A 20,857-nucleotide genomic window follows, 5' to 3' on the forward strand; every position below is an offset into this window, starting at 1 on the left:
CCCAGCCCGGCAAACCCAGATCAACTCAAGGCCTACTCGCGGATTCGGGTCTGACCATTCGCACTATGGAACCATAATGCGCAATCCGACCCCGCTGGAGCGCATTATGGTTCCCTAACGCGTTCGGAACGGGCTCGTCAGCGCATTATGGTTCCCTAGCGCGATATCACCGGGCAGGAGATCGCGTTATGGAACCATAACGTGATTACTTGCGGACGGGGGAGAGCCCGAGGCTCATGCCGGCCAGGCCCCGGGAGCGGACCGTGAGCTTCTCCGCGATGCCGTTGAGCACCTGCGCCGCCGCGGTCTCCGGGCTGCGCAGCACGATCGGGGTGCCGGAGTCGCCGCACTCGCGCACGCCCGGCTCGAGCGGCACCTGGCCGAGCAGCGGGACGGGGGCGCCGAGAGTCTGCGTCAGCCGGTCGACGACGGTCTGCCCGCCGCCCGCGCCGAAGACCTCCATCCGCGTCCCGTCGGGCATCTCCAGCCAGGACATGTTCTCGATCACGCCGGCGATCCGCTGCCGGGTCTGCACGGCGATCGAGCCCGCCCGTTCGGCCACCTCGGCCGCGGCCTGCTGCGGGGTGGTGACCACCAGCAGCTCGGCGTTCGGGATGAGCTGTGCGGTCGAGATCGCGATGTCGCCGGTGCCCGGGGGCAGGTCGAGGAGCAGGACGTCCAGGTCGCCCCAGAACACGTCCGCCAGGAACTGCTGCAGCGCGCGGTGCAGCATCGGGCCGCGCCATACGACGGGCGTGTTGTCGGCGACGAACATGCCGATCGAGATGACCTTCACGCCGTGCGCCTGCGGCGGCATGATCATGTTCTCGACTTTGGTCGGCCGGTCCGCCGCGCCCAGCATCCGCGGGATCGAGTGCCCGTAGATGTCCGCGTCGACCACGCCGACATGCAGGCCCTTCGCCGCCATCGCCGCGGCCAGGTTCACCGTGACCGAGGACTTGCCGACGCCACCCTTGCCGGACGCCACGCAGTACACGCGGGTCAACGAGCCGGGCTGGGCGAACGGGATCTCGGGCTCGTCGGAGTCGCCGCGCAGCTGGCGGCGTAGGGCGGTCCGCTGCTCGTCGCTCATCACGTCCAGCTCGACGCGGACCTCGCTCACCCCGGGCACCACGGACACCGCCGCGGTCACGCGCTTGGTGATCGTCTCGCGCATCGGGCAGCCGGCAACCGTCAGGTAGACGCCCACCTGCGCGACACCGTCCGGGGACACCGTGACGCCCTTGACCATGCCGATCTCGGTGATCGGTTTGCGGATCTCGGGGTCCTCGACCTTGCTCAGCGCGGCGCGGATCGCCTGCTCGACGGTCTCGGTGCTGGTGTTTCCCATGAGGGACATCTCGGTCTCCGCTGAACCTTCCTCGTCGACGAGCGCCGCGAGTACGGTCACGGCCTGTCGCCCCCCATGCTACGTGCGGTCCCGCGCCCGCTCTCGCATCCGTAGCATCTACGGGCGTGACGGACATCGCCGAAGGGCGGGCCGCTTCCGACGGCCTGCGCACCACGGGGTCCGCGCACGGGGGGAAGGACCGGTCGGCGCAGGTCGTGCCGAAGCCGGAGGAGATGGCGTCGTGGCGGGCGTTCCTGAGAGCGCACGCCACGATCACCCGGGCGCTGGAGACCGAACTCGTCGCGGAGCAGGAGCTCTCGCTGGCGGCCTACGACGTGCTGGTCCAGCTCGCGGAGGCGCCCGGCAGACGGCTGCGCATGACCGAGCTGGCCGACGCCGTGCTGCTCTCGCGGTCCGGGGTGACCCGGCTGGTCGACCGGCTCGAGCGCGCCGGGCTGGTGCGCCGGGCGCGGGTGGAGTCCGACGGCCGGGGGGTCGCCGCGGGTCTCACCCCGGCCGGTCTGGACCGCCTGCGCACCGCCGCGCGCACCCACCTGCGCGGGGTGACGAGCCACTTCGCCAGACGGCTCGACGCCGACGACCTCGCGGCGCTCGAGCGGATCTGCTCCCGCCTCATCGTGACCTGACCCGGCGGCCCGCCGGATCTCGCGACTCGCGCCGTCGGATCTTGCGACTCACGGGAGCCCAGCGCGCGACTCAAGGGAGCCCTGGGCGCGACTCGCGGGAGCCCTGGGCGCGACTCGCGGGACCCCAGGGCGCGACTCGCGGGAGCCCTGGGCGCGACTCGCGGATCAGGAGGGGCGCGGTCAGCGGCGGCGGCCGGGCTTGGCCTCCCGCTTCTCCGGCCGGCGGTCGGACTGGTCGCCGCGCACCGCGGCGTCGACCGTGGCCTCCAGGTTCTGGGTGAGCCGCTCCAGCTCGCCGCGCAGGTAGTCCCGGGTGGCGACCTCGCCGACCGCGAGCCGCAGTGCCGCGAGCTCGCGGGCGAGGTACTCGGTGTCGGCCTTGGTGCGCTCGGCGCGGCGGCGGTCCTCCTCGAGCGCGATGCGGTCCCGGTCGTCCTGCCGGTTCTGGGCGAGCAGGATCAGCGGCGCCGCGTACGCCGCCTGGGTCGAGAAGGCCAGGTTGAGCAGGATGAACGGGTACGGGTCCCACTGCAGCCACCAGCTGACCAGGTTCAGCCCGATCCAGACGATCACGATCACGGTCTGGATCGCGAGGTAGCGCCCCGTCCCGAGGAAGCGCGCGATGCGTTCCGCGGCGCTCGCGAAGCCGTCCGGGTCGAACTCGATCCGCCGCCTGCCCACCTGCGGCAGGTCGAGGCGGCGGCCGCTCTGCAGCTCAGGCATCGGTGGCCCCCCTCCGTGCGGATCCGGCGGGCGCCGCGCCGTTGCGCGCGAGCTCGCCGACCCCGGGCTCGACGTGCCCGAGGGCAGGCTGGTCCCGCCAGCCCTCTGGCAGCAGGTGGTCGAGCAGGTCGTCGACGGTGACCGCACCCAGCAGGTGGTCCTCCGGGTCGACGACCGGGCCCGCCACCAGGTTGTACGTGGCGAAGTAGCGGGTGATCTCCTCGATCGAGGCGTCGGGCTCCAGCCGGGCCAGCTCGCTGTCGACCAGCCCCGCGACCAGCTCGAACGGTGCCTCGCGCAGCAGCCGTTGGCTGTGCACGCAGCCCAGGTACCGGCCGGTCGGGGTGGCGCTCGGCGGCCGGCAGACGAACACCATGCTGGCCAGCGCCGGCGGCACGTCCGGGTTCCGGACGTGCGCGAGCGCCTCGGCCACGGTCGCGTCCGGCCGGAGCACGATCGGTTCCGGCGTCATGAGGCCACCCGCGGTGCGCGTCTCGTAGGTCATCAGCCGCCGGACCGGCTCGGACTCCTCGGGCTCCATCAGCGAGAGCAGCCGGCCGGCCTCCTCGTCGTCGAGCTCGCCGAGGAGGTCGGCGGCGTCGTCGGGCGACATGGCCTCGAGGATGTCCGCGGCCCGTTCGGAGTCGAGGTGGGCGAACAGCACCCGCTGGTCGTTCTCCGACAGCTCCTCGAACACGTCGGCCAGCCGCTCGTCGTCGAGCGCGTCGACGACCTCCCGCTGACGCTTGCGCGGCAGCTCGGACAGGGCGGCCGCCACGTCGGCCGGCCGCATCGAGTCGAACACCGCGAGCAGGCCCTCGGTGCCCTGCCGGTCGGACAGGGTCAGCCCCTGGACCGCGCTCCACGGCAGCACCTGCACCGGGTTGCGGCGGCCGAGCCGGCGCGGGCCGGTGCGCAGCGCCAGCCGGCTGACCACCCAGTCCCGGCTGCGGGTCGGCTCCATCGCCGCGTCGACCACCACGGCGGCTTCGCCCGACTCGCGGACGGCGACCGGGGCGTCGAGCATCTGCCCCAGCACGAGCGTCTCGTTGGGGCGCTGGTGGAAGCCGGACAGGCTGACCGAGCCGGTGGCCAGCGTGACGGCCGCGGGATCGACGTCGGCCACCCGCAGCATCGGCACGAAGATTCGACGCCGGTTGCCCAGCTCCACGACCAGGCCGAGCACCCGCGGCGGGGTGGCGTCGAGCCGCAGGGTGGCGACGACGTCGCGCACCTTGCCGATCCGTTCCCCGTCGGGCCCGAACACGGCGAGTCCCGCCATCCGTGCCACGAAGATCCGCGCCGCGCCCATGGAGCACAGACTAGGCGTCCTCGCAGGTGGGGGCGGGGTCGGACCGATCCTGCGGCGATTCCCCCGCCGACGGCCCTACCCTCCGTTTTGTGCCGAGCCTCCGCTTCGACGTCGTGGACGTGTTCACCGACCGCCCGTACGCGGGCAACCCGCTCGCGGTGGTCCGCTGCGAGCAGTTCGAACCCTCCGGCGAGGCGATGCAGGCGATCGCCGCCGAGTTCCACCTCTCCGAGACCGTGTTCACGCTGCCGCCGACCACCCCGGAGGCGGACTACCGGGTGCGGATCTTCACCCCTGCCGTCGAGCTGCCGTTCGCCGGACACCCGAGCGTCGGCGCGGCCTGGGTCCTCGCCCGGGACGGGGCGATCCGGCACGGGGACGTCGTCCAGGAGTGCGGGGCCGGTCTGCTGCCCGTGGCCGTCGACGCCGACGGGGCGCGCGTCTCGGGCGGTCGGCCGGAGGTGGGCGAGGACCTCGACGCCGCCCTGCTCGCCACCGCGGCCGGGCTGACCCCGGACGACGTCGACGGAGCGGCGGCCCCGGGCGTCGCGGCGGCGGGCGTGCCGTATGCGTTCCTGCTCGTCCGGCCCGACGCCGTGGCCCGCGCGGTCCCCGACGCCGAGGCGGTGCGTGCACAGACCGCCGACCTCACCGGGCTGGTGGTCGCGAGCGTGTCGGGCGACGCCCGGGAGGTGCACCTGCGGATGTTCGGTGCCGGGGTCGGGGTGGACGAGGACCCCGCGACCGGCTCCGCCGCCGTCGCGTTCGGGGTGTTCCTCACCGACCGCGGGCTGCTCGCGCCGGACGGCCCGTCGCGCTTCACCATCGCCCAGGGCGCCGAGATCGGCCGCCCCTCACTGCTCGACGTCGAGGTGCGCGCCGAGGGCGGGCGGGCGGTGGCCACCACAGTCCGCGGCGGCGTCGTGCCGGTCTCCCGGGGCGAGCTCACCGCCCTCCCGTGAGCGTCGGCGGCCCGCGTCGCGCAACAACGGGTGTGCGGGCGGGGAGAACGGCCCCGGTACCGGCGGTGCGAGGTCGCGCGGGCTGGCGTGGAGGGCCGCCTGGCCGGAACCAGCCCCGACCTGGCACACCAGGTCGCCCGGCCACACCCGTTCCGGCCTCGCGCACCCGCTCGGGTGCCGCGACACGCCCGCGCCTTCGCCCGCACACCCGGTCGACGGCCCGTGCCGCGCTTCGACGGATGTGCGAGAGCCGCGGAGGCCGCTCGGGGTGGCGCCGAGCGAGCTCGGCAGCCCGGACCGGCCCCGGCGAGCCCGACGGGCAGGCCCCTCCGGCTCATGGGACGTCCCACACGCGGTCGAGCGCCGGACACCCTGTCGACGGCGTGTGCCGTCGACCCCTCGGATGTGGGAGCCGGTCCCCGAAGGGTGTCACGCATTCCCGAGTGTGAGGCCGGTGCCCGGCGGAGGTGTCACGCGGCCTCGCGTGTGGGAGTCGTAGAGCGGGAGGTGCAGCACCTTCCGGGTGCGAGCACAAGGGTGCACGAGCGGTCCCGCAGGTCAGGGCCCGCCCGGCCGCCCGAACCATCCGATCGGAGGGGGTGGTACCGGCCGGTAACCCTCGTCCACCTCCCGTGGGTGAGAAACCAATCACCTGACGGCGCGCTCGGCGCCCGGACGTGCCAGCATCCAACGAGCCCCGATCAGCGACGAGGAGTTCGACAGTGACGTCTGTGGAGTCCGCGAGCACACGCCCGCTCCGCCCCCGCCGGTCCTGCCTGGCGGTCCCCGGTTCGAGCCAGAAGTTCATCGACAAGGCCCGGACGCTGAACTCCGACCAGGTCTTCCTGGACCTCGAGGACGCCTGCGCGCCGCTGGCCAAGCCCGGTGCCCGCAAGACGATCGTCGCCGCGCTGAACGAGGGCGGCTGGGGCGAGAAGGCCCGCGTGGTCCGGGTCAACGACTGGACCACCGAGTGGACCTACCGCGACGTCGTCGAGGTCGTCGAGGGTGCCGGCGCCAACCTGGACGCGATCATGCTGCCCAAGGTGCAGACGCCGCAGCAGGTCGAGGCCCTGGACCTGCTGCTGACGCAGATCGAGAAGACCATGGGCTACGAGGTCGGCAGGATCGGCATCGAGGCGCAGATCGAGAACGCCCTGGGCCTGACGAACGTCAACGCGATCGCGCAGGCCAGCCCGCGCGTCGAGACGATCATCTTCGGCCCGGCCGACTTCATGGCGTCGATCAACATGAAGTCCCTGGTCGTGGGCGAGCAGCCGCCCGGCTACGACGTCGGCGACGCCTACCACCACATCCTCATGTCGATCCTGATGGCGGCCCGCGCGCACGACAAGCAGGCCATCGACGGGCCGTACCTGCAGATCAAGGACGTCGACGGGTTCCGCCGGGTCGCCGGCCGGTCCGCCGCGCTGGGCTTCGACGGCAAGTGGGTCCTGCACCCCGGCCAGATCGACGCGGCCAACGAGACCTTCAGCCCGTCGCAGGAGGACTACGACCACGCCGAGAACATCCTCGACGCCTACGAGTGGTTCACCTCGGAGGCCGGCGGCAAGCGCGGCGCCGCGATGCTCGGCGACGAGATGATCGACGAGGCCTCCCGCAAGATGGCCCTGGTGATCTCGGGCAAGGGCCGGGCCGCGGGCATGCAGCGCACGGACAAGTGGACCCCGCCGGAGGCGTGAGGGCCCGGTAGCGCACGACTTCAGCGAGGAGGAAGCACATGGCCCGCCTGGCCCAGACGGCCGGTCTCACGGACGTGCAGGAGGAGATCATCTCCACCGTCCGCACGTTCGTGGACAAGGAGATCATCCCGCACGCCACCGCCCTCGAGCACGAGGACGCCTACCCGCAGGACATCGTCGACGGGATGAAGGAGATGGGGCTGTTCGGCCTCACCATCCCGGAGGAGTACGGCGGGCTGGGCGAGTCCCTGCTGACCTACGCCCTGGTCGTCGAGCAGATCGCGCGCGGCTGGATGAGCGTCTCCGGCGTGATCAACACCCACTTCATCGTGGCGTACATGCTGATGCACCACGGCACCGAGGAGCAGAAGCAGAAGTACCTGCCGAAGATGGCGCTGGGGGAGACTCGCGGTGCCTTCTCGATGTCGGAGCCGGACCTGGGCTCGGACGTCGCGGCGATCAAGACCCGCGCCAAGCAGGACGGCGACGACTACGTCATCGACGGCGCCAAGATGTGGCTGACCAACGGCGGCTCGTCGAACCTGATCGCGCTGCTGGTGAAGACGGACCTCGGGCAGCCGAAGCCGTACCAGAACCTGACGACGTTCCTGGTCGAGAAGCCCTCCGGCTTCGGCGAGGTCGTGCCCGGGCTCACCATCCCCGGCAAGATCGACAAGATGGGGTACAAGGGCGTCGACACCACGGAGGCCGTGTTCTCCGGCTTCCGGATCCCGGCGGCGCAGATCCTCGGCGGCGAGGCCGGCAAGGGCTTCTCGCACATGATGGACGGGGTCGAGGTCGGCCGGGTCAACGTCGCCGCCCGCGCCTGCGGCATCTCGATCCGGGCCTTCGAGCTCGCCGTGGAGTACGCGCAGCAGCGCGCCACCTTCGGCAAGCCGATCGCCGAGCACCAGGCGATCGCGTTCAAGCTCGCCGAGATGGGCACGAAGGTCGAGGCCGCCCACCTGATGATGGTCAACGCGGCCCGGCTCAAGGACCGCGGCGAGCGCAACGACGTCGAGGCCGGCATGGCCAAGCTGCTCGCCTCGGAGTACTGCGCCGAGGTGACCCAGGAGGCCTTCCGGATCCACGGCGGCTACGGGTACTCGAAGGAGTACGAGATCGAGCGCCTGATGCGCGAGGCGCCCTTCCTGCTGATCGGCGAGGGCACCTCGGAGATCCAGAAGACGATCATCTCCCGCGGCCTGCTCAAGGAGTACCGCTCCCGCTGAGCCCGCTCGTGCGAACGGCGCCTCCCGACCGGGAGGCGCCGTTCGTCCTTCCCGCACTGTTCGGGGTCGGCTCCGAACGCCCGCCGCGAGGGCGGCCAGGATCAGGAGCACCACGAGGCCGGAGGACCCGCCGCCCGCTGCGCCCGGCGCCCTGCGCCGGTACGAAAGTCGAGGCGCGCGGTACCACCTCCGAACGGCCCACCAGGTCCGACCGGCCCAGGGGTGCGGGTGACGTCGAACGGACGGGACGTCCGCGGAGCGGGGTCCGAACCAGGTGATCATGGGCGCAGTGGCAGCGGTGCGGGCGGTGTGCCTCTATCGTGACCAGCGCGGAGGGCACTTCGGCGCGGTCCCGGTCGTTGACATCATGGGCACCGAGATGTCCGAGGTGTCCAGTCGGCCGTACCGAGGAGAGAGCCCGTGACCACCCCGTTCGGCGGAAGGGGACAGCCCGCGCCGGGCCTGCCCAACCTGCCCACCCCGCCCACCGGCTGGCCGGTCGGCTCGTACGCCACCTACGAGGAGGCGCAGCGGGCGGTCGACCACCTCGCCGACAGCGACTTCCCCGTGCGGGACGTGACGATCGTCGGCGTCGACCTGATGCTCGTCGAGCGGATCGTCGGGCGGCTCACCTGGGGTCGGGTGCTCCTGTCGGGCGCGGCGTCCGGCGCCTGGTTCGGTCTGTTCGTGGGCCTGCTGCTCAGCCTCTTCACCACCGGGGGCGGCGGGATCGTCCGGATCGTCGTCGCGTTGCTCGGCGGCATCGTGTTCGGCCTCGCCTTCGCGGCGGCCCAGTACTGGGGCACCCGCGGCCGTCGCGACTTCACCTCGGCGAGCCAGATGGTCGCCGGGCGCTACGACGTGCTGTGCCAGCCGCGCAACGCCGAGAAGGCCCGCGAGCTGCTGGCCAAGCTGGCGATGGGTACCGCCGCGGGCGCCTGAGCGCAAGCCGGACTCGTCCGTTGGTGTCCATTTCGGCCTGATCAGGTCTCGGCTTGGTCACTGCCGCGATCTCGAATTGCGGGGTGCCCGAACCCGACATAGGTTTCCCGTACCGATCGCTCCACGTGATCGGGGTCACACGACTGTGCGATGCTGCGCCGCCGCGTCCCTACCGGCGCCTGCGCGTCGACGGAACGGGAGGCCGGAATGGGGCAGCCGCCGGGCACGACGGGCGGGGGAGCCGACGGGCGGCGTCGCAGACGGCGTCGCGGTCGGGGCCGCTGGGCGGCCGCGGGGGGCGCCGTGCTCACCGCGGCGGTGCTGGCCGGCTGCGGTGCCGAGGCGGCCGGGCCGCCGACGCTGAACTTCTACACCCCGGCGGACGGCGCGACCCAGTACGCCGAGGCCGCGAAGGACTGCACCGCGGCCGCGAACGGCCGGTACACGATCGCCCAGCAGACCCTCCCCAAGGGTGCGGACGACCAGCGGCTCCAGCTGGCCCGCCGGCTCGTCGCGGGCGACACCGCCGTCGACATCGTCGGCATCGACGTCACCTGGACCGCCGAGTTCGCGAAGGCCGGCTGGTTGGAGAAGTTCCCGCCGGACGTCCGGGCGCAGGTCGAGCAGGGCACGCTGGCCGGCCCGCTCGAGACCGGCACCTACCAGGGCGACCTGTGGGCCGCCCCGCTCAACACCAACACCCAGATCCTCTGGTACCGCAAGGACCTCGCGCCCACCCCGCCGAAGACGTGGGACGAGATGATCCAGATGTCCGAGGCGCTGCACCAGCAGGGCCTGCCCTCCTACATCGAGGTGCAGGGCGCGCAGTACGAGGGCCTCACGGTCTGGTTCAACACGCTGGTCAACAGCGCCGGCAGCGAGATCGTCGACGAGAACGGAAAGGTCCTCATCGCCGAGCAGCCCGGCGCGGGCGACGCGGAGAAGGCCGCGACGATCATGAAGCGGGTGGCGGCATCGCCGGCGTCGGACCCGTCGTTGTCGGTGGCCAAGGAGAACGACGGCCGGCTGGCGATGGAGGCCGGCACCGCCGCGTTCCAGATCAACTACCCGTTCGTCTACGCCTCCATCAACACCCCGCCGCCCGACGGCGGCGGTGGCGGCACCTTCATCGACCAGCAGGGCAAGCCGGCCTCGACCGACACCGGACGCCAGGTCGTCGACGAGTTCGCGTGGGCCCCGTACCCGTCGGTCAACCCGGGCGAGCCCGCCAAGGTCACCATCGGTGGCCTGAACCTCGGCGTGAGCAGCACGTCGCTGCACAAGGACCTGGCGTTCGAGGCCGTGCAGTGCCTGCGCAACCGGCAGAACCAGCTGCGCAACGCCGTCGACGGCGGGGTCCCGCCGACGCTGGAGGCGTTGTACTCGGACCCGTCCTTCCAGCAGGAGTACCCGGCCTGGCAGGCCATCAAGGAGTCGTTGGACAACGCCAGCGTGCGGCCCAAGACCCCGGCCTACCAGAGCATCTCGATCGTGATCTCGGACCAGCTCAACCCGCCCGCGGACATCGACCCCGCGGCGGTCCCGGCCGGGCTCGCCGACCAGATCGTCCGCGCGCAGAACTCCGAAGGGCTGGTGCCGTGAGCATCGACAGCGGGGCCCTCGCGGCCTCGACGACTCAGCAGACCGAGCAGCAGGGCGGCGCGCACCGGAAGGGCAAGCCCGCGCTGTCCGAGGGCAAGAAGGCCGAGCGCAGGCTCGGGCTCCTGCTCTGCGCGCCCGCCGCGATCATCATGGTCGCGGTCACGGCGTACCCGATCGTCTACGCGCTCTGGCTGTCCTTCCAGCGCTACGACCTGCGGTTCCCCGCGGACCGCGCGTTCGCCGGCTTCGCCAACTACGCCGCCGTGCTGACGTCGGAGTACTGGTGGCGCGCCTTCCTCGTCACGATGATCATCACGATCGTCTCGGTGGCGATCGAGTTCGTGCTCGGCCTGGCGCTGGCGCTGGTCATGCACCGCACGATCGTCGGGCGCGGCCTGACCAGGACGGTCGTGCTCATCCCGTACGGCATCGTCACGGTGGTCGCGGCCTTCAGCTGGCAGTTCGCCTGGACGCCGGACAAGGGCTACCTGGCGGCGATGCTCCCCGAGGGCGCCGCGCCGCTGACCGGGCAGGTCTCGGCGATCCTGCTGATCATCCTGGCCGAGGTCTGGAAGACCACGCCGTTCATGGCGCTGCTGCTGATGGCCGGCCTCGCCCTCGTGCCGGACGACCTGCTCAAGGCCGCCCAGGTCGACGGCGCCGGTCCGTGGCAGCGGCTGACGCGGATCATCCTGCCGATGATGAAGCCGGCCATCCTCGTCGCGCTGCTGTTCCGCACGCTCGACGCCTTCCGCGTGTTCGACAACATCTACATCCTCACGCAGGGCTCCAACGGCACCGGCTCGGTGTCGATGCTCGGCTACGACAACCTGTTCAAGGCCTTCAACCTGGGCATCGGCTCGGCGATCAGCGTGCTGATCTTCATCGCCGTCGCGCTGATCGCGTTCCTGTTCATCAAGATATTCGGGGCGGCGGCGCCCGGGTCCGACGAGGGGAAGCGCTGATGGCCACCACAGTGGAGTCCCGGCCCGCCACCCCGGCGAGGGGCTCGTCCAAGGGCGCGGGCATGTCCGAGGGGCAGAAGAAGACCTGGTGGGCGGTCGCCGACCTGGTCGTGCTGCTCTACGCGCTGGTGCCGGTGCTGTGGATCCTGTCGCTGAGCTTCAAGACCACCGACACGATCACGGACGGGAACTTCTTCCCCCGCAGCTGGACGCTCGACAACTACGCGCAGATCTTCCAGATCGGCCTGTTCACGGCGGCACTGCGGAACTCCATCGGCATCGCGCTCATCTCCACGGTGCTCGCCGTCGTGATCGGGACCATGGCGGCCTACGCCATCGCCCGCCTTGACTTCCCGGGCAAGAAGGCCCTCGTCGGGGTCTCGCTGCTGATCGCGATGTTCCCGCAGATCTCGCTGGTCAGCCCGCTGTTCGACATCTTCCGCGGGATCGGCATCTTCGACACCTGGCTCGGGCTGATCCTGCCGTACATCACCTTCGCGTTGCCGTTGGCGATCTACACGCTCTCCGCCTTCTTCCGGGAGATCCCGTGGGAGCTGGAGAAGGCGGCGAAGATGGACGGCGCCACGCCGCTGCAGGCCTTCCGCTCGGTCATCGTCCCGCTGGCCGCGCCGGGCGTGTTCACCACGGCGATCCTCGTGTTCATCTTCTGCTGGAACGACTTCCTGTTCGCGATCTCGCTGACCTCGACGAGCCGCTCGCAGACGGCGACGGTGGCGATCGCGAACTTCACCGGCGCCTCGCAGTTCGCGGAGCCGACCGGGTCGATCGCGGCCGCGGCCGTGCTGCTCACCATTCCGATCATCGTCTTCGTGCTGTTCTTCCAGCGCCGGATCGTCGCCGGGCTGACCTCCGGCGCAGTGAAGGGATAACCCGATGGCCGACATCGTCCTGGACCACGTCTACAAGCGGTACCCCGACGGCACCCTCGGCGCCGACGACGTCAACATCGAGATCGCCGACGGTGAGTTCATCATCCTCGTCGGGCCGTCCGGCTGCGGGAAGTCCACGACCCTCAACATGATCGCCGGGCTCGAGGACATCTCGGACGGCGAGCTGCGCATCGGCGGGCAGCGCATGAACGAGCGCGCGCCGAAGGACCGCGACATCGCCATGGTGTTCCAGTCCTACGCGCTGTACCCGCACATGACGGTGCGGGAGAACATGGCGTTCCCGCTCAAGCTGGCCAAGGTCGACAAGGTGGAGATCGACCGCAAGGTCACCGAGGCCGCGAAGATCCTCGACCTGACCCAGCACCTGGACCGCAAGCCCGCCAACATGTCCGGCGGCCAGCGGCAGCGCGTCGCGATGGGGCGCGCGATCGTCCGCAGCCCCAAGGCCTTCCTCATGGACGAGCCGCTGTCGAACCTCGACGCCAAGCTGCGCGTCCAGATGCGGACGATGGTCTCCAAGCTGCAGCAGCGGCTGGAGACGACCACGGTCTACGTCACGCACGACCAGACCGAGGCCATGACGCTCGGCGACCGGATCGTGGTCATGCGCAGTGGCGTGGTGCAGCAGATCGGCTCGCCGCAGCACCTCTACGACAACCCGGCCAACCTGTTCGTCGCCGGGTTCATCGGCTCGCCGGCCATGAACTTCCTGCCGGCGCGGCTGGAGAACGACACGCTCCGCACCGCCCTCGGCGACCTCGCGGTCGGCGACCAGCTGCGGCAGACGCTGTCGGCGTCGCAGGCGGAGCGGGACGTGATCGTCGGCATCCGGCCGGAGCACTTCGAGGACGCCTCCCTGATCGACGAGGGCGTCCGCCACCAGGGCTCGACGTTCACCGCCCAGGTCGACGTGCTGGAGTCGATGGGCTCGGACAAGTTCGTCTACTTCAGCGTGGAGGAGCAGGCGACCTCGGACGAGCTCGCCGAGCTGGCCGCCGACGCCGGCACCGCCGACGTCCCGGGCGGCGACGCGGGCCAGCTGGTCACGCGGCTCTCCGCCGCGTCGTCGGCTCGTGAGGGCCAGTCCGTCGACGTGTGGGTGGACACCTCCAAGCTGCAGGTCTTCGACCCCAAGACGGGCAAGAACCTGACGACGAGCGAGGCCGCCCCCGCCACCGTCTGACCCGAACCCGCGGGGTGGAGAGCGCGACTCGCGGGGGGTCACAGCGCGACTCGCGGGAGCCCACGGCGCGACTCGCGGGGGTGGAGAGCGCGACTCGCGGGAGCCCACGGCGCGACTCGCGGGTCAGGGGGCGGGGAGGAGGAGGCCGATCGATTCAGCGGAGAGCACCCGCTCGATGCCGAGGACGGTGGCGCCGGCGACGCCCGCGTACTCGCCGAGCACGCTGTTGGTCAGCACCAGGTTGCGCGTTGCGAGGGGTAACGCGCGCTGGTAGACGACGCTGCGGACCCCGGCGAGCAGCTCGTCGCTGGCCGCGGTGAGGGAGCCGCCGAGGGTCACCCGCGCCGGGTTGTAGAGGTGTACGAGCGTCGCGACCAGCTCGCCGATCAGCCCGGCCGCCTCCCGCACCGCGGCGACCGCCCGCGCGTCGCCGCGCCCGAGCATCGCCCGCAGGTCGGCGATCGACGGCGCGTCGCCGCGCCCGCCGAGGCGGCGCGCGATGGCCCCGGCGGAGGCGACGGCCTCGATGCAGCCGACGTTGCCGCAGACGCACGCGTCGTCGGGCGCCCCGCGGACCCGGACGTGTCCGATGTCGCCCGCGGCCCCGTCCGCGCCGTGGTGCAGCGAACCGCCGCCGGTCACGAGACCGCCGCCGATCCCGGTGCCGATCTTCACGAACAGCAGCGGGACCTGGTCGACCGGCAACGCGCGGGCCTCGCCGAGCGCGCGGAGGTTCACGTCGTTCTCCAGCACGGCCGGGCAGCCGAAGGTCTGCTGGAGCCGCGCCGTGACGGGGTAGGCGTGCCAGCCCGGCATGATCGGCGGCCGCACCGGGATCCCGAGGTGGTTGTCGACGGGACCGGGCAGACCGATCACGACGGCCCGGGCCGGGACGGCCGATCCGGCGCGGAGCCGGGTGAGCTCCGTCTCCACCGTCCGGAGCACCGTGTCCGGGCCGTCGGTGACGTCGAGGTCGACGTGCGCGTGCGCGAGCACCCGCTGGCTGAGGTCGGTCACGGCCAGGTGCGCGCCCCGCGCGCCGACGTCGGCGAGCAGCACCTGGCCGCCCTCGGCGGCGAGCGCGAGCCGCTCGGCGGGTCGCCCCCGGCCCGCCGTCGGCCGCAGCCCGTCGAGCCGGAGGAGCCCACCGGCGAGCAGCTCGTCGACCGCGGTGCTCACGGTGGTCCTGGCCAGGCCGGTCGCCGCGACGAGGTCGGCCTTGCTGACCGCGGTGTCCGAGGCGACCAGCCGGGCGACGGTGCTGAGCAGGAGCGCCGGGACGATGCGCCCGGACTGCGGCGGGGCGCTCAGCCGCAACGGCGGCAACAGAGCCGGCCCGGGCAGCGGGGCCCGGGGTGGTGTCGAGTGCGGCAACGCCATCGTCACGCCCCGATATCGTCCGATAAATAGCGCGAAGGGGCATTATTCGGTCGTTGTACGGCGCTGGTCAACGCTTCTAGTTTCCCCTCGTGGCGTCACTGCTGACGATGCGCGGGATCGTGAAGACCTTCCCCGGCGTGCGCGCGCTCGACGGCGTCGATCTCGACGTCGCCGCCGGTGAGGTCCACTGCCTGCTCGGACAGAACGGCGCGGGCAAGTCGACCCTGATCAAGGTGCTCGCCGGTGCCCACCGGCCCGACGCCGGCGCGATCACCTGGGACGGCGCCCCGGTCGCCTTCGGCTCGCCGCACGCCGCCGACGCCGCCGGCATCGCCACCATCCACCAGGAGCTCGACCTGGTCCCCGGCCTGTCGGTCGCGGAGAACGTCGTGCTGGGCCACGAGCCCGCCCGGCTCGGCTTCACCCGCCCCCGCGACGCCGAGAAGATCGCCCGCCGGCTGCTGGCGCGCCTCGGCCACCCGGAGATCCCACCCCGCCGCGAGCTCGGCGAGCTGTCCGCGGCCGGCCAGCAGATCGTCAGCATGGCCCGCGCGTTGGCCCGCGACGCCCGCCTGATCGTGATGGACGAGCCTTCGGCCGTGCTCGACCCCGAGGAGGTGCGCAACCTCTTCCGCGTTATGCGCGAGCTCACCGCCGACGGCGTCGCCGTCGTCTACATCTCCCACCGCCTCGAGGAGATCCGCGAGATCGGCGACCGGGTGACCGTGCTCAAGGACGGCCGGACGGTCGCCCGCAACCTGCCCGCCCGCACCACTCCCACGGCCGACGTCATCCGGCTGATGACCGGCCGGGCGATCGAGTACGTGTTCCCGCCGTCGACCGGCCCCGCGGGCGAGGTCGTCCTCGAGGTCGACGGCCTGGGGCGCACGGGCGAGTTCGCCGACGTCTCGTTCACCGTGCGGGCGGGCGAGGTGGTGGGGCTCGCCGGCCTGGTCGGCTCGGGCCGCTCGGAGATCCTCGAGACGGTCTACGGCGCCCGGCGCGCCGACACCGGTGGGGTCCGGGTGCACGGCCGGGCGCTGCCCCGTGGGTCGGTGCCGGCCGCGGTGCGGGCGGGACTGGGGCTGTGCCCCGAGGAGCGGAAGGCCCAGGCGCTGCTGCTCGACGAGCCGGTGATGCGCAACGTCTCCCTGGCGTCGCTGCGCCGGTTCGCCCGCGGCGGCTTCCTCGGCGGGGAGGCCGAGCTGGCCGACGCCGGCGTGGTCACCGCACAGCTCGACGTCCGGCCCGCCGACCCGCGGCGCCCCGCCCGCACGCTCTCCGGCGGCAACCAGCAGAAGGTCGTCCTGGCCCGCTGGTTGCTGCACGGCTGCACCGTGCTGCTGCTCGACGAGCCCACCCGCGGCGTCGACGTCGGTGCCCGGAGCGAGATCTACGCGCTGGTCCGCCGGCTCGCCGGCGAGGGGGTGGCGGTGGTCCTGGTGTCTAGCGAGGTGCCCGAGGTGCTCGGCCTGGCCGACCGCGTGCTCGTGGTGCGGGAGGGCCGGATCGTGCACGCGGGCCCGGCCGCGGAGCTCGACGAGCACCGGGTCCTCGACCTGGTGATGGAAGGAGCGGACATGACCGCCGACGGACTCGCGGGAGCCGGGTCGTGAGCGAGCAGAGCCCGATCTCGCCGGCCCGGACGACGGAGACCACGGACGCACCGGTCGCGGGGGGCCCGGAGAGTCCGCCGGGCCGCCCGGAACCCTCGCGTCTGGTACGGGTGCTGTTCGAGGGCGGCGTCGGGCGCAACATGGGCCTGGTCGCGGTGCTGGTGCTGCTCGCGGTGGTCGGCGTCGTGACGGCCCCGCGGACCTTCCCGACGGTGTCGAACCTGCTGACCGTGCTGACCTCGGCGTCGATCATCGGGGTGCTGACGGTCGGGGTGACGTTCGTGATCATCGGCGGCGGCATCGACCTGTCCGTCGGCAAGGTGATGGCGCTGGCCTCCGTGTGGGCGACGACGGTGGCGACCCAGTCGTTCGGCGCGCTCGTGATGATCTTCTGCGCGCTGGCGGTCGGGGTCGGCGCCGGACTGGTCAACGGCGTGCTCATCGCCTACGGCCGGATCGTCCCGTTCATCGCCACGCTGGCCATGCTGATCTCGGCGCAGGGCCTGGCAGAGCTGATCTCCGGGCGGCGCAGCCAGATCGTCACCGACCCCGTGATCGCGGCGATCGCCAGCACCCGGATCCTCGGCATCCCCCTGCTCGTCTACCTCTTCGCCGTGGTCATCGCCGTGGGCTGGGTCGTGCTGAACCGCACCACCTTCGGCCGCCGGACCTTCGCCATCGGCGGCAACCCGGAGGCGGCGCGGCTGGCCGGCGTGGACGTGCGGCGGCACACCGTCCTGCTCTACGTCGTGTCCGGGCTGTGCTGCGGCATCGCAGCGATCATGATCGCCTCGCTCACCACGACCGGCTCGAGCACCCACGGCACGCTCTATGAGCTCGACGCCATCGCCGCGGTGATCATCGGCGGCACGCTCCTCACCGGCGGCCGCGGGACGCTGATCGGCTCGATCCTCGGCGTCCTGGTGTTCACGGTCATCACCAACCTGTTCGTGCTGAACAACCTGGCGATCGAGGTCCAGAACATCGCCAAGGGCGCGATCATCGTCGTCGCGGTGCTGATCCAGGCCCGCGCCCGGAGCTCCTCCACCACCTGACCCGGCCGCTGTCCCACGAAGGAGCACGAGAGCCATGTCCGATTCCCTGCTGCCCGGAGGCCTCGGCCGCCGCGGCTTCCTCGCGGCGCTCGGCGTCGGCACGGTGGCCACCGTGGCCGCCTGCACCAGCAATGCAGCCCCGTCGAGCGGGTCCGGGGCCACCGTCGCCGCGGCCGCCGGCGACAACGCCGCCCCGGGTGCCCCCGTCACGATCGGCTTCTCCGCACCGGCGGCCGACCACGGCTGGATCGCGGCCATCGCGAACAACGCCAAGGCGCAGGCCGGCCAGTACCCCGACGTCACGTTCGCGCCCGTGAATCCGACCAACGACGTCGCCCAGCAGATCGCCGCGGTGGAGACGCTGATCAACCAGAAGGTCGACGCCCTGGTCATCCTGCCCAACGACGGCAGCCAGCTCACCAGCCTCGGCCGGCGGGCCATGGACGCCGGCATCCCCGTCATCAACCTCGACCGCGTCTTCGACTCGCCGCTGGCGTACCGGACGTGGATCGGCGGGGACAACTACGGCATGGGCGTCAGCGCGGGCACCTACATCGGCGGGCGCCTGCGTGCCACCAACGTCGCCAACCCGGTCATCGGCGAGGTCGCCGGCATCGACAACCTCCCGCTGACCCAGGCGCGGAGCAAGGGCTTCGCCGACGCGCTGGCCTCCCACGGCTTCTCGGTCGGGCCGCGGCAGGCGGCGGACTTCACCGCGCAGGGCGGGCAGCGGGTCACCGCGAACCTGCTGCAGGCCGCGCCGAAGCTCGACGCCCTCTGGAACCACGACGACGACCAGGGCATCGGTGTGCTCGCGGCCGTCAACCAGGCGGGGCGCAACGAGTTCTTCATGGTCGGTGGCGCGGGCTCGGCCAACGCCATGCGCGACATCCAGGCCGACAACACCGTGCTCAAGGCGACGGTGACCTACAGTCCGACGATGGCGTCGTCGGCGATCGCGCTGGCCCGGCTCGTCGCGCAGAACCGCGGGATGGGCGACCTCGTCGAGAAGGAGGTCCCGACGTCGATCACGCTGGCCTCGGCGACCATCACCAAGGACAACGTCGCCGACTACCTGCCGCTGGGTTTCGAGTCGTGACGCCGCCGCTCGGCGTCGGCATGATCGGCTACGCCTTCATGGGTGCGGCGCACTCGCAGGCGTGGCGCACGGCGGCCCACGTGTTCGACCTGCCACTCGCCCCCGACATGGCGGTCCTGTGCGGCCGCGACCCCGCGGCGGCCCGGGCGGCCGCGGCGAAGCTCGGCTGGCGGGACGTGGAGACCGACTGGAAGGAGCTGCTCACCCGGGACGACGTCGCGCTCGTCGACGTGTGCACTCCGGGCGACACGCACGCGGAGATCGCGATCGCGGCGCTCGACGCCGGCAAGCACGTGCTGTGCGAGAAGCCGCTGGCCAACAGCGTCGACGAGGCGCGCGCGATGGTCGCGGCGGCCGAACGTGCACGGGCCCGCGGGGTGCGGTCGATGGTCGGGTTCAACTACCGCCGGGTGCCGGCGATCGCGCTGGCCCGGCGGCTGGTGGAGCAGGGCCGGATCGGCCCGGTCCGGCACGTGCGGGCGGTCTACCTGCAGGACTGGATCGTCGACCCGGAGTTCCCGCTGGTCTGGCGGCTGCAACGGGACAAGGCGGGCTCGGGGGCGCTGGGCGACATCGGCGCGCACATCGTGGACCTCGCACAGTACGTCGTGGGCGACCGGCTCACCGGGGTGTCGGCGGTCACCGAGACGTTCGTGAAGGAGCGGCCGCTGGCGACGGCCTCGGGCGGGCTGTCCGGCGCGGGGGCAAAGGACCGCGGGGCCGTGACCGTCGACGACGCGGCCCTGTTCCTCGGCCGCTTCGCCGGGGGCGCGCTCGCCTCGTTCGAGGCGACCCGCTTCGCGACGGGGCGCAAGAACGCGCTGCGGCTGGAGATCAACGGCGGATCGGGCTCGCTGGCGTTCGACTTCGAGGCGATGAACGAGCTCTGGTTCCACGACGGCACCGAGGCGGCCGACACCGCCGGGTTCCGGCGCATCCACGTCACCGAGCCGACCCACCCGTACCTGGAGGCCTGGTGGCCGCCCGGGCACGGGCTCGGCTACGAGCACACCTTCGTGCACGAGGTGGCCGACCTGGTGCGCGACCTGGCGGCGGGGAGCGACCCGACGCCGTCGTTCGCCGACGGGCTGCAGGTGCAGCTGGTGCTCGACGCGGTCGAACGGTCCGCAGCCGGGGCCAGCTGCTGGGAGACGATCGAGGGGGACGCGTCATGAGACCGGTCACGCTGTTCACCGGGCAGTGGGCCGACCTGCCCTTCACCGAGGTGGCCCGGCTGGCGGGGGAGTGGGGCTACGACGGGCTGGAGATCGCCTGCTGGGGCGACCACTTCGACCCGTGGGCGGCCGTCGAGGACGACGGGTACGTGCAGGAGCGGCTCGACATCCTGGAGAAGCACGGGCTGCAGGTCTTCGCGCTCTCCAACCACCTCACCGGCCAGGCCGTGTGCGACGACCCGATCGACGAGCGCCACAAGGGGATCGTGCCCGTGCGGGTCTGGGGCGACGGCGAGCCCGAGGGCGTGCGCCGGCGCGCGGCCGAGGCGATGCAGGTGACCGCCCGCGCGGCGGCGAGGCTCGGGGTGCGCACCGTCGTCGGGTTCACGGGCTCGTCGATCTGGAAGACCGTCGCGATGTTCCCGCCCGTGCCGCAGTCCATGGTGGACGCGGGCTACCGCGACTTCGCCGACCGCTGGAACCCCATCCTCGACGTGTTCGACGAGGTGGGCGTGCGGTTCGCGCACGAGGTGCACCCCTCGGAGATCGCCTACGACTACTGGACGACGGTCGCGGCGCTGGAGGCCGTCGGCCACCGCGAGGCGTTCGGGCTGAACTGGGACCCGAGCCACTTCGTGTGGCAGGACCTCGACCCGGTCGGGTTCCTGTGGGACTTCCGGGACCGGATCTACCACGTCGACTGCAAGGACGCGAAGCGCCAGGTCGGAAACGGGCGCAACGGCCGCATGGGCTCGCACCTGCCGTGGGCGGACCCGCGGCGCGGCTGGGACTTCGTCTCCACCGGGCACGGCGACGTGCCGTGGGAGGCGTGCTTCCGGATGCTCAACACCATCGGCTACGACGGGCCGGTGTCGATCGAGTGGGAGGACGCGGGCATGGACCGGCTCGTCGGGGCGCCCGACGCGCTGGAGTTCGTGCGGCGCAACCTGTTCGACCCGCCCGGGGCGGCCTTCGACTCGGCCTTCGGCGGCGGCTGAG

The 20,857-nt window shown here is 72.1% G+C and carries 18 protein-coding genes; 14 read left to right on the plus strand and 4 right to left on the minus strand.

Annotation, left to right across the window (positions count from 1 at the left end; translation table 11 throughout):
- Window positions 1-205: 205 nt before the first annotated feature.
- Window positions 206-1,351 (minus strand): Mrp/NBP35 family ATP-binding protein, encoded by a 1,146-nt coding sequence (locus LWC33_RS20960; protein ID WP_233306181.1) that lies wholly within the window; start codon window positions 1,349-1,351, stop codon window positions 206-208.
- Window positions 1,352-1,584: 233 nt separating this feature from the next.
- On the opposite strand from LWC33_RS20960, the gene LWC33_RS20965 reads away from it, so the two are divergent.
- Window positions 1,585-1,998 carry a MarR family winged helix-turn-helix transcriptional regulator gene (locus LWC33_RS20965; RefSeq protein ID WP_233306182.1) on the plus strand — a complete coding sequence of 138 codons (414 nt, stop codon included), beginning with the start codon at window positions 1,585-1,587 and terminating at the stop codon, window positions 1,996-1,998.
- A gap of 180 nt (window positions 1,999-2,178) precedes the next feature.
- Here the strand turns inward: LWC33_RS20965 and LWC33_RS20970 are convergent, their stop codons facing one another.
- Window positions 2,179-2,721, minus strand: coding sequence for a DUF1003 domain-containing protein (locus LWC33_RS20970; RefSeq protein ID WP_233306125.1), 543 nt, complete (start codon window positions 2,719-2,721; stop codon window positions 2,179-2,181).
- Window positions 2,714-4,033, minus strand: coding sequence for a magnesium transporter MgtE N-terminal domain-containing protein (locus LWC33_RS20975; protein ID WP_233306126.1), 1,320 nt, complete (start codon window positions 4,031-4,033; stop codon window positions 2,714-2,716). The genes LWC33_RS20970 and LWC33_RS20975 overlap by 8 nt, the downstream gene beginning before the upstream one ends.
- 89 nt (window positions 4,034-4,122) lie before the next feature.
- Between LWC33_RS20975 and LWC33_RS20980 the strand changes: the two genes are divergently transcribed.
- The 8 genes from LWC33_RS20980 (at window position 4,123) to LWC33_RS21015 (ending at window position 13,533) form a co-directional block, all read left to right on the plus strand.
- Window positions 4,123-4,995: a PhzF family phenazine biosynthesis protein gene (locus LWC33_RS20980; RefSeq protein WP_233306127.1), complete on the plus strand. Its 873-nt coding sequence runs from the start codon at window positions 4,123-4,125 to the stop codon at window positions 4,993-4,995.
- A 722-nt stretch (window positions 4,996-5,717) separates the two neighbouring features.
- Window positions 5,718-6,698 (plus strand): HpcH/HpaI aldolase/citrate lyase family protein, encoded by a 981-nt coding sequence (locus tag LWC33_RS20985; protein WP_233306128.1) that lies wholly within the window; start codon window positions 5,718-5,720, stop codon window positions 6,696-6,698.
- Window positions 6,699-6,736: 38 nt separating this feature from the next.
- A complete protein-coding gene (locus tag LWC33_RS20990; protein WP_233306129.1) occupies window positions 6,737-7,930 on the plus strand; it encodes an acyl-CoA dehydrogenase family protein in 1,194 nt (397 codons plus the stop codon).
- 420 nt (window positions 7,931-8,350) lie between these two features.
- Window positions 8,351-8,872 (plus strand): YflT domain-containing protein, encoded by a 522-nt coding sequence (locus LWC33_RS20995; RefSeq protein ID WP_233306130.1) that lies wholly within the window; start codon window positions 8,351-8,353, stop codon window positions 8,870-8,872.
- 303 nt (window positions 8,873-9,175) lie between these two features.
- Window positions 9,176-10,474: an ABC transporter substrate-binding protein gene (locus LWC33_RS21000; RefSeq protein ID WP_233306131.1), complete on the plus strand. Its 1,299-nt coding sequence runs from the start codon at window positions 9,176-9,178 to the stop codon at window positions 10,472-10,474.
- Complete coding sequence (locus LWC33_RS21005) at window positions 10,471-11,439, plus strand: carbohydrate ABC transporter permease (RefSeq protein WP_372476665.1); 969 nt, start codon at window positions 10,471-10,473, stop codon at window positions 11,437-11,439. Before LWC33_RS21000 ends, LWC33_RS21005 begins: the two co-directional genes overlap by 4 nt.
- A 62-nt stretch (window positions 11,440-11,501) precedes the next feature.
- On the plus strand, window positions 11,502-12,329 hold the full coding sequence (locus LWC33_RS21010; protein ID WP_233306184.1) for a carbohydrate ABC transporter permease: 828 nt from the start codon (window positions 11,502-11,504) through the stop codon (window positions 12,327-12,329).
- Window positions 12,330-12,333: 4 nt separating this feature from the next.
- Window positions 12,334-13,533, plus strand: coding sequence for an ABC transporter ATP-binding protein (locus LWC33_RS21015; RefSeq protein ID WP_233306132.1), 1,200 nt, complete (start codon window positions 12,334-12,336; stop codon window positions 13,531-13,533).
- A gap of 123 nt (window positions 13,534-13,656) precedes the next feature.
- Here LWC33_RS21015 and LWC33_RS21020 read toward each other — a convergent pair whose 3' ends face one another.
- Complete coding sequence (locus tag LWC33_RS21020) at window positions 13,657-14,913, minus strand: ROK family transcriptional regulator (protein WP_233306185.1); 1,257 nt, start codon at window positions 14,911-14,913, stop codon at window positions 13,657-13,659.
- 107 nt (window positions 14,914-15,020) lie between these two features.
- On the opposite strand from LWC33_RS21020, the gene LWC33_RS21025 reads away from it, so the two are divergent.
- The 5 genes from LWC33_RS21025 (at window position 15,021) to LWC33_RS21045 (ending at window position 20,856) form a co-directional block, all read left to right on the plus strand.
- Window positions 15,021-16,529, plus strand: coding sequence for a sugar ABC transporter ATP-binding protein (locus LWC33_RS21025; protein WP_233306186.1), 1,509 nt, complete (start codon window positions 15,021-15,023; stop codon window positions 16,527-16,529).
- A gap of 140 nt (window positions 16,530-16,669) precedes the next feature.
- Window positions 16,670-17,584 carry an ABC transporter permease gene (locus LWC33_RS21030; protein ID WP_233306187.1) on the plus strand — a complete coding sequence of 305 codons (915 nt, stop codon included), beginning with the start codon at window positions 16,670-16,672 and terminating at the stop codon, window positions 17,582-17,584.
- A gap of 34 nt (window positions 17,585-17,618) precedes the next feature.
- Window positions 17,619-18,683: a substrate-binding domain-containing protein gene (locus LWC33_RS21035; RefSeq protein WP_233306133.1), complete on the plus strand. Its 1,065-nt coding sequence runs from the start codon at window positions 17,619-17,621 to the stop codon at window positions 18,681-18,683.
- A gap of 20 nt (window positions 18,684-18,703) precedes the next feature.
- The gene (locus LWC33_RS21040) at window positions 18,704-19,858 is read left to right on the plus strand and encodes a Gfo/Idh/MocA family protein (protein WP_233306188.1); all 1,155 of its coding nucleotides are present in this window, start codon (window positions 18,704-18,706) and stop codon (window positions 19,856-19,858) included.
- On the plus strand, window positions 19,855-20,856 hold the full coding sequence (locus LWC33_RS21045; RefSeq protein WP_233306134.1) for a sugar phosphate isomerase/epimerase family protein: 1,002 nt from the start codon (window positions 19,855-19,857) through the stop codon (window positions 20,854-20,856). The genes LWC33_RS21040 and LWC33_RS21045 overlap by 4 nt, the downstream gene beginning before the upstream one ends.
- Window position 20,857: the final 1 nt, after the last annotated feature.

Source organism: Pseudonocardia terrae, assembly GCF_021343995.1.
In the GTDB taxonomy this organism is placed as follows: domain Bacteria; phylum Actinomycetota; class Actinomycetes; order Mycobacteriales; family Pseudonocardiaceae; genus Pseudonocardia; species Pseudonocardia terrae.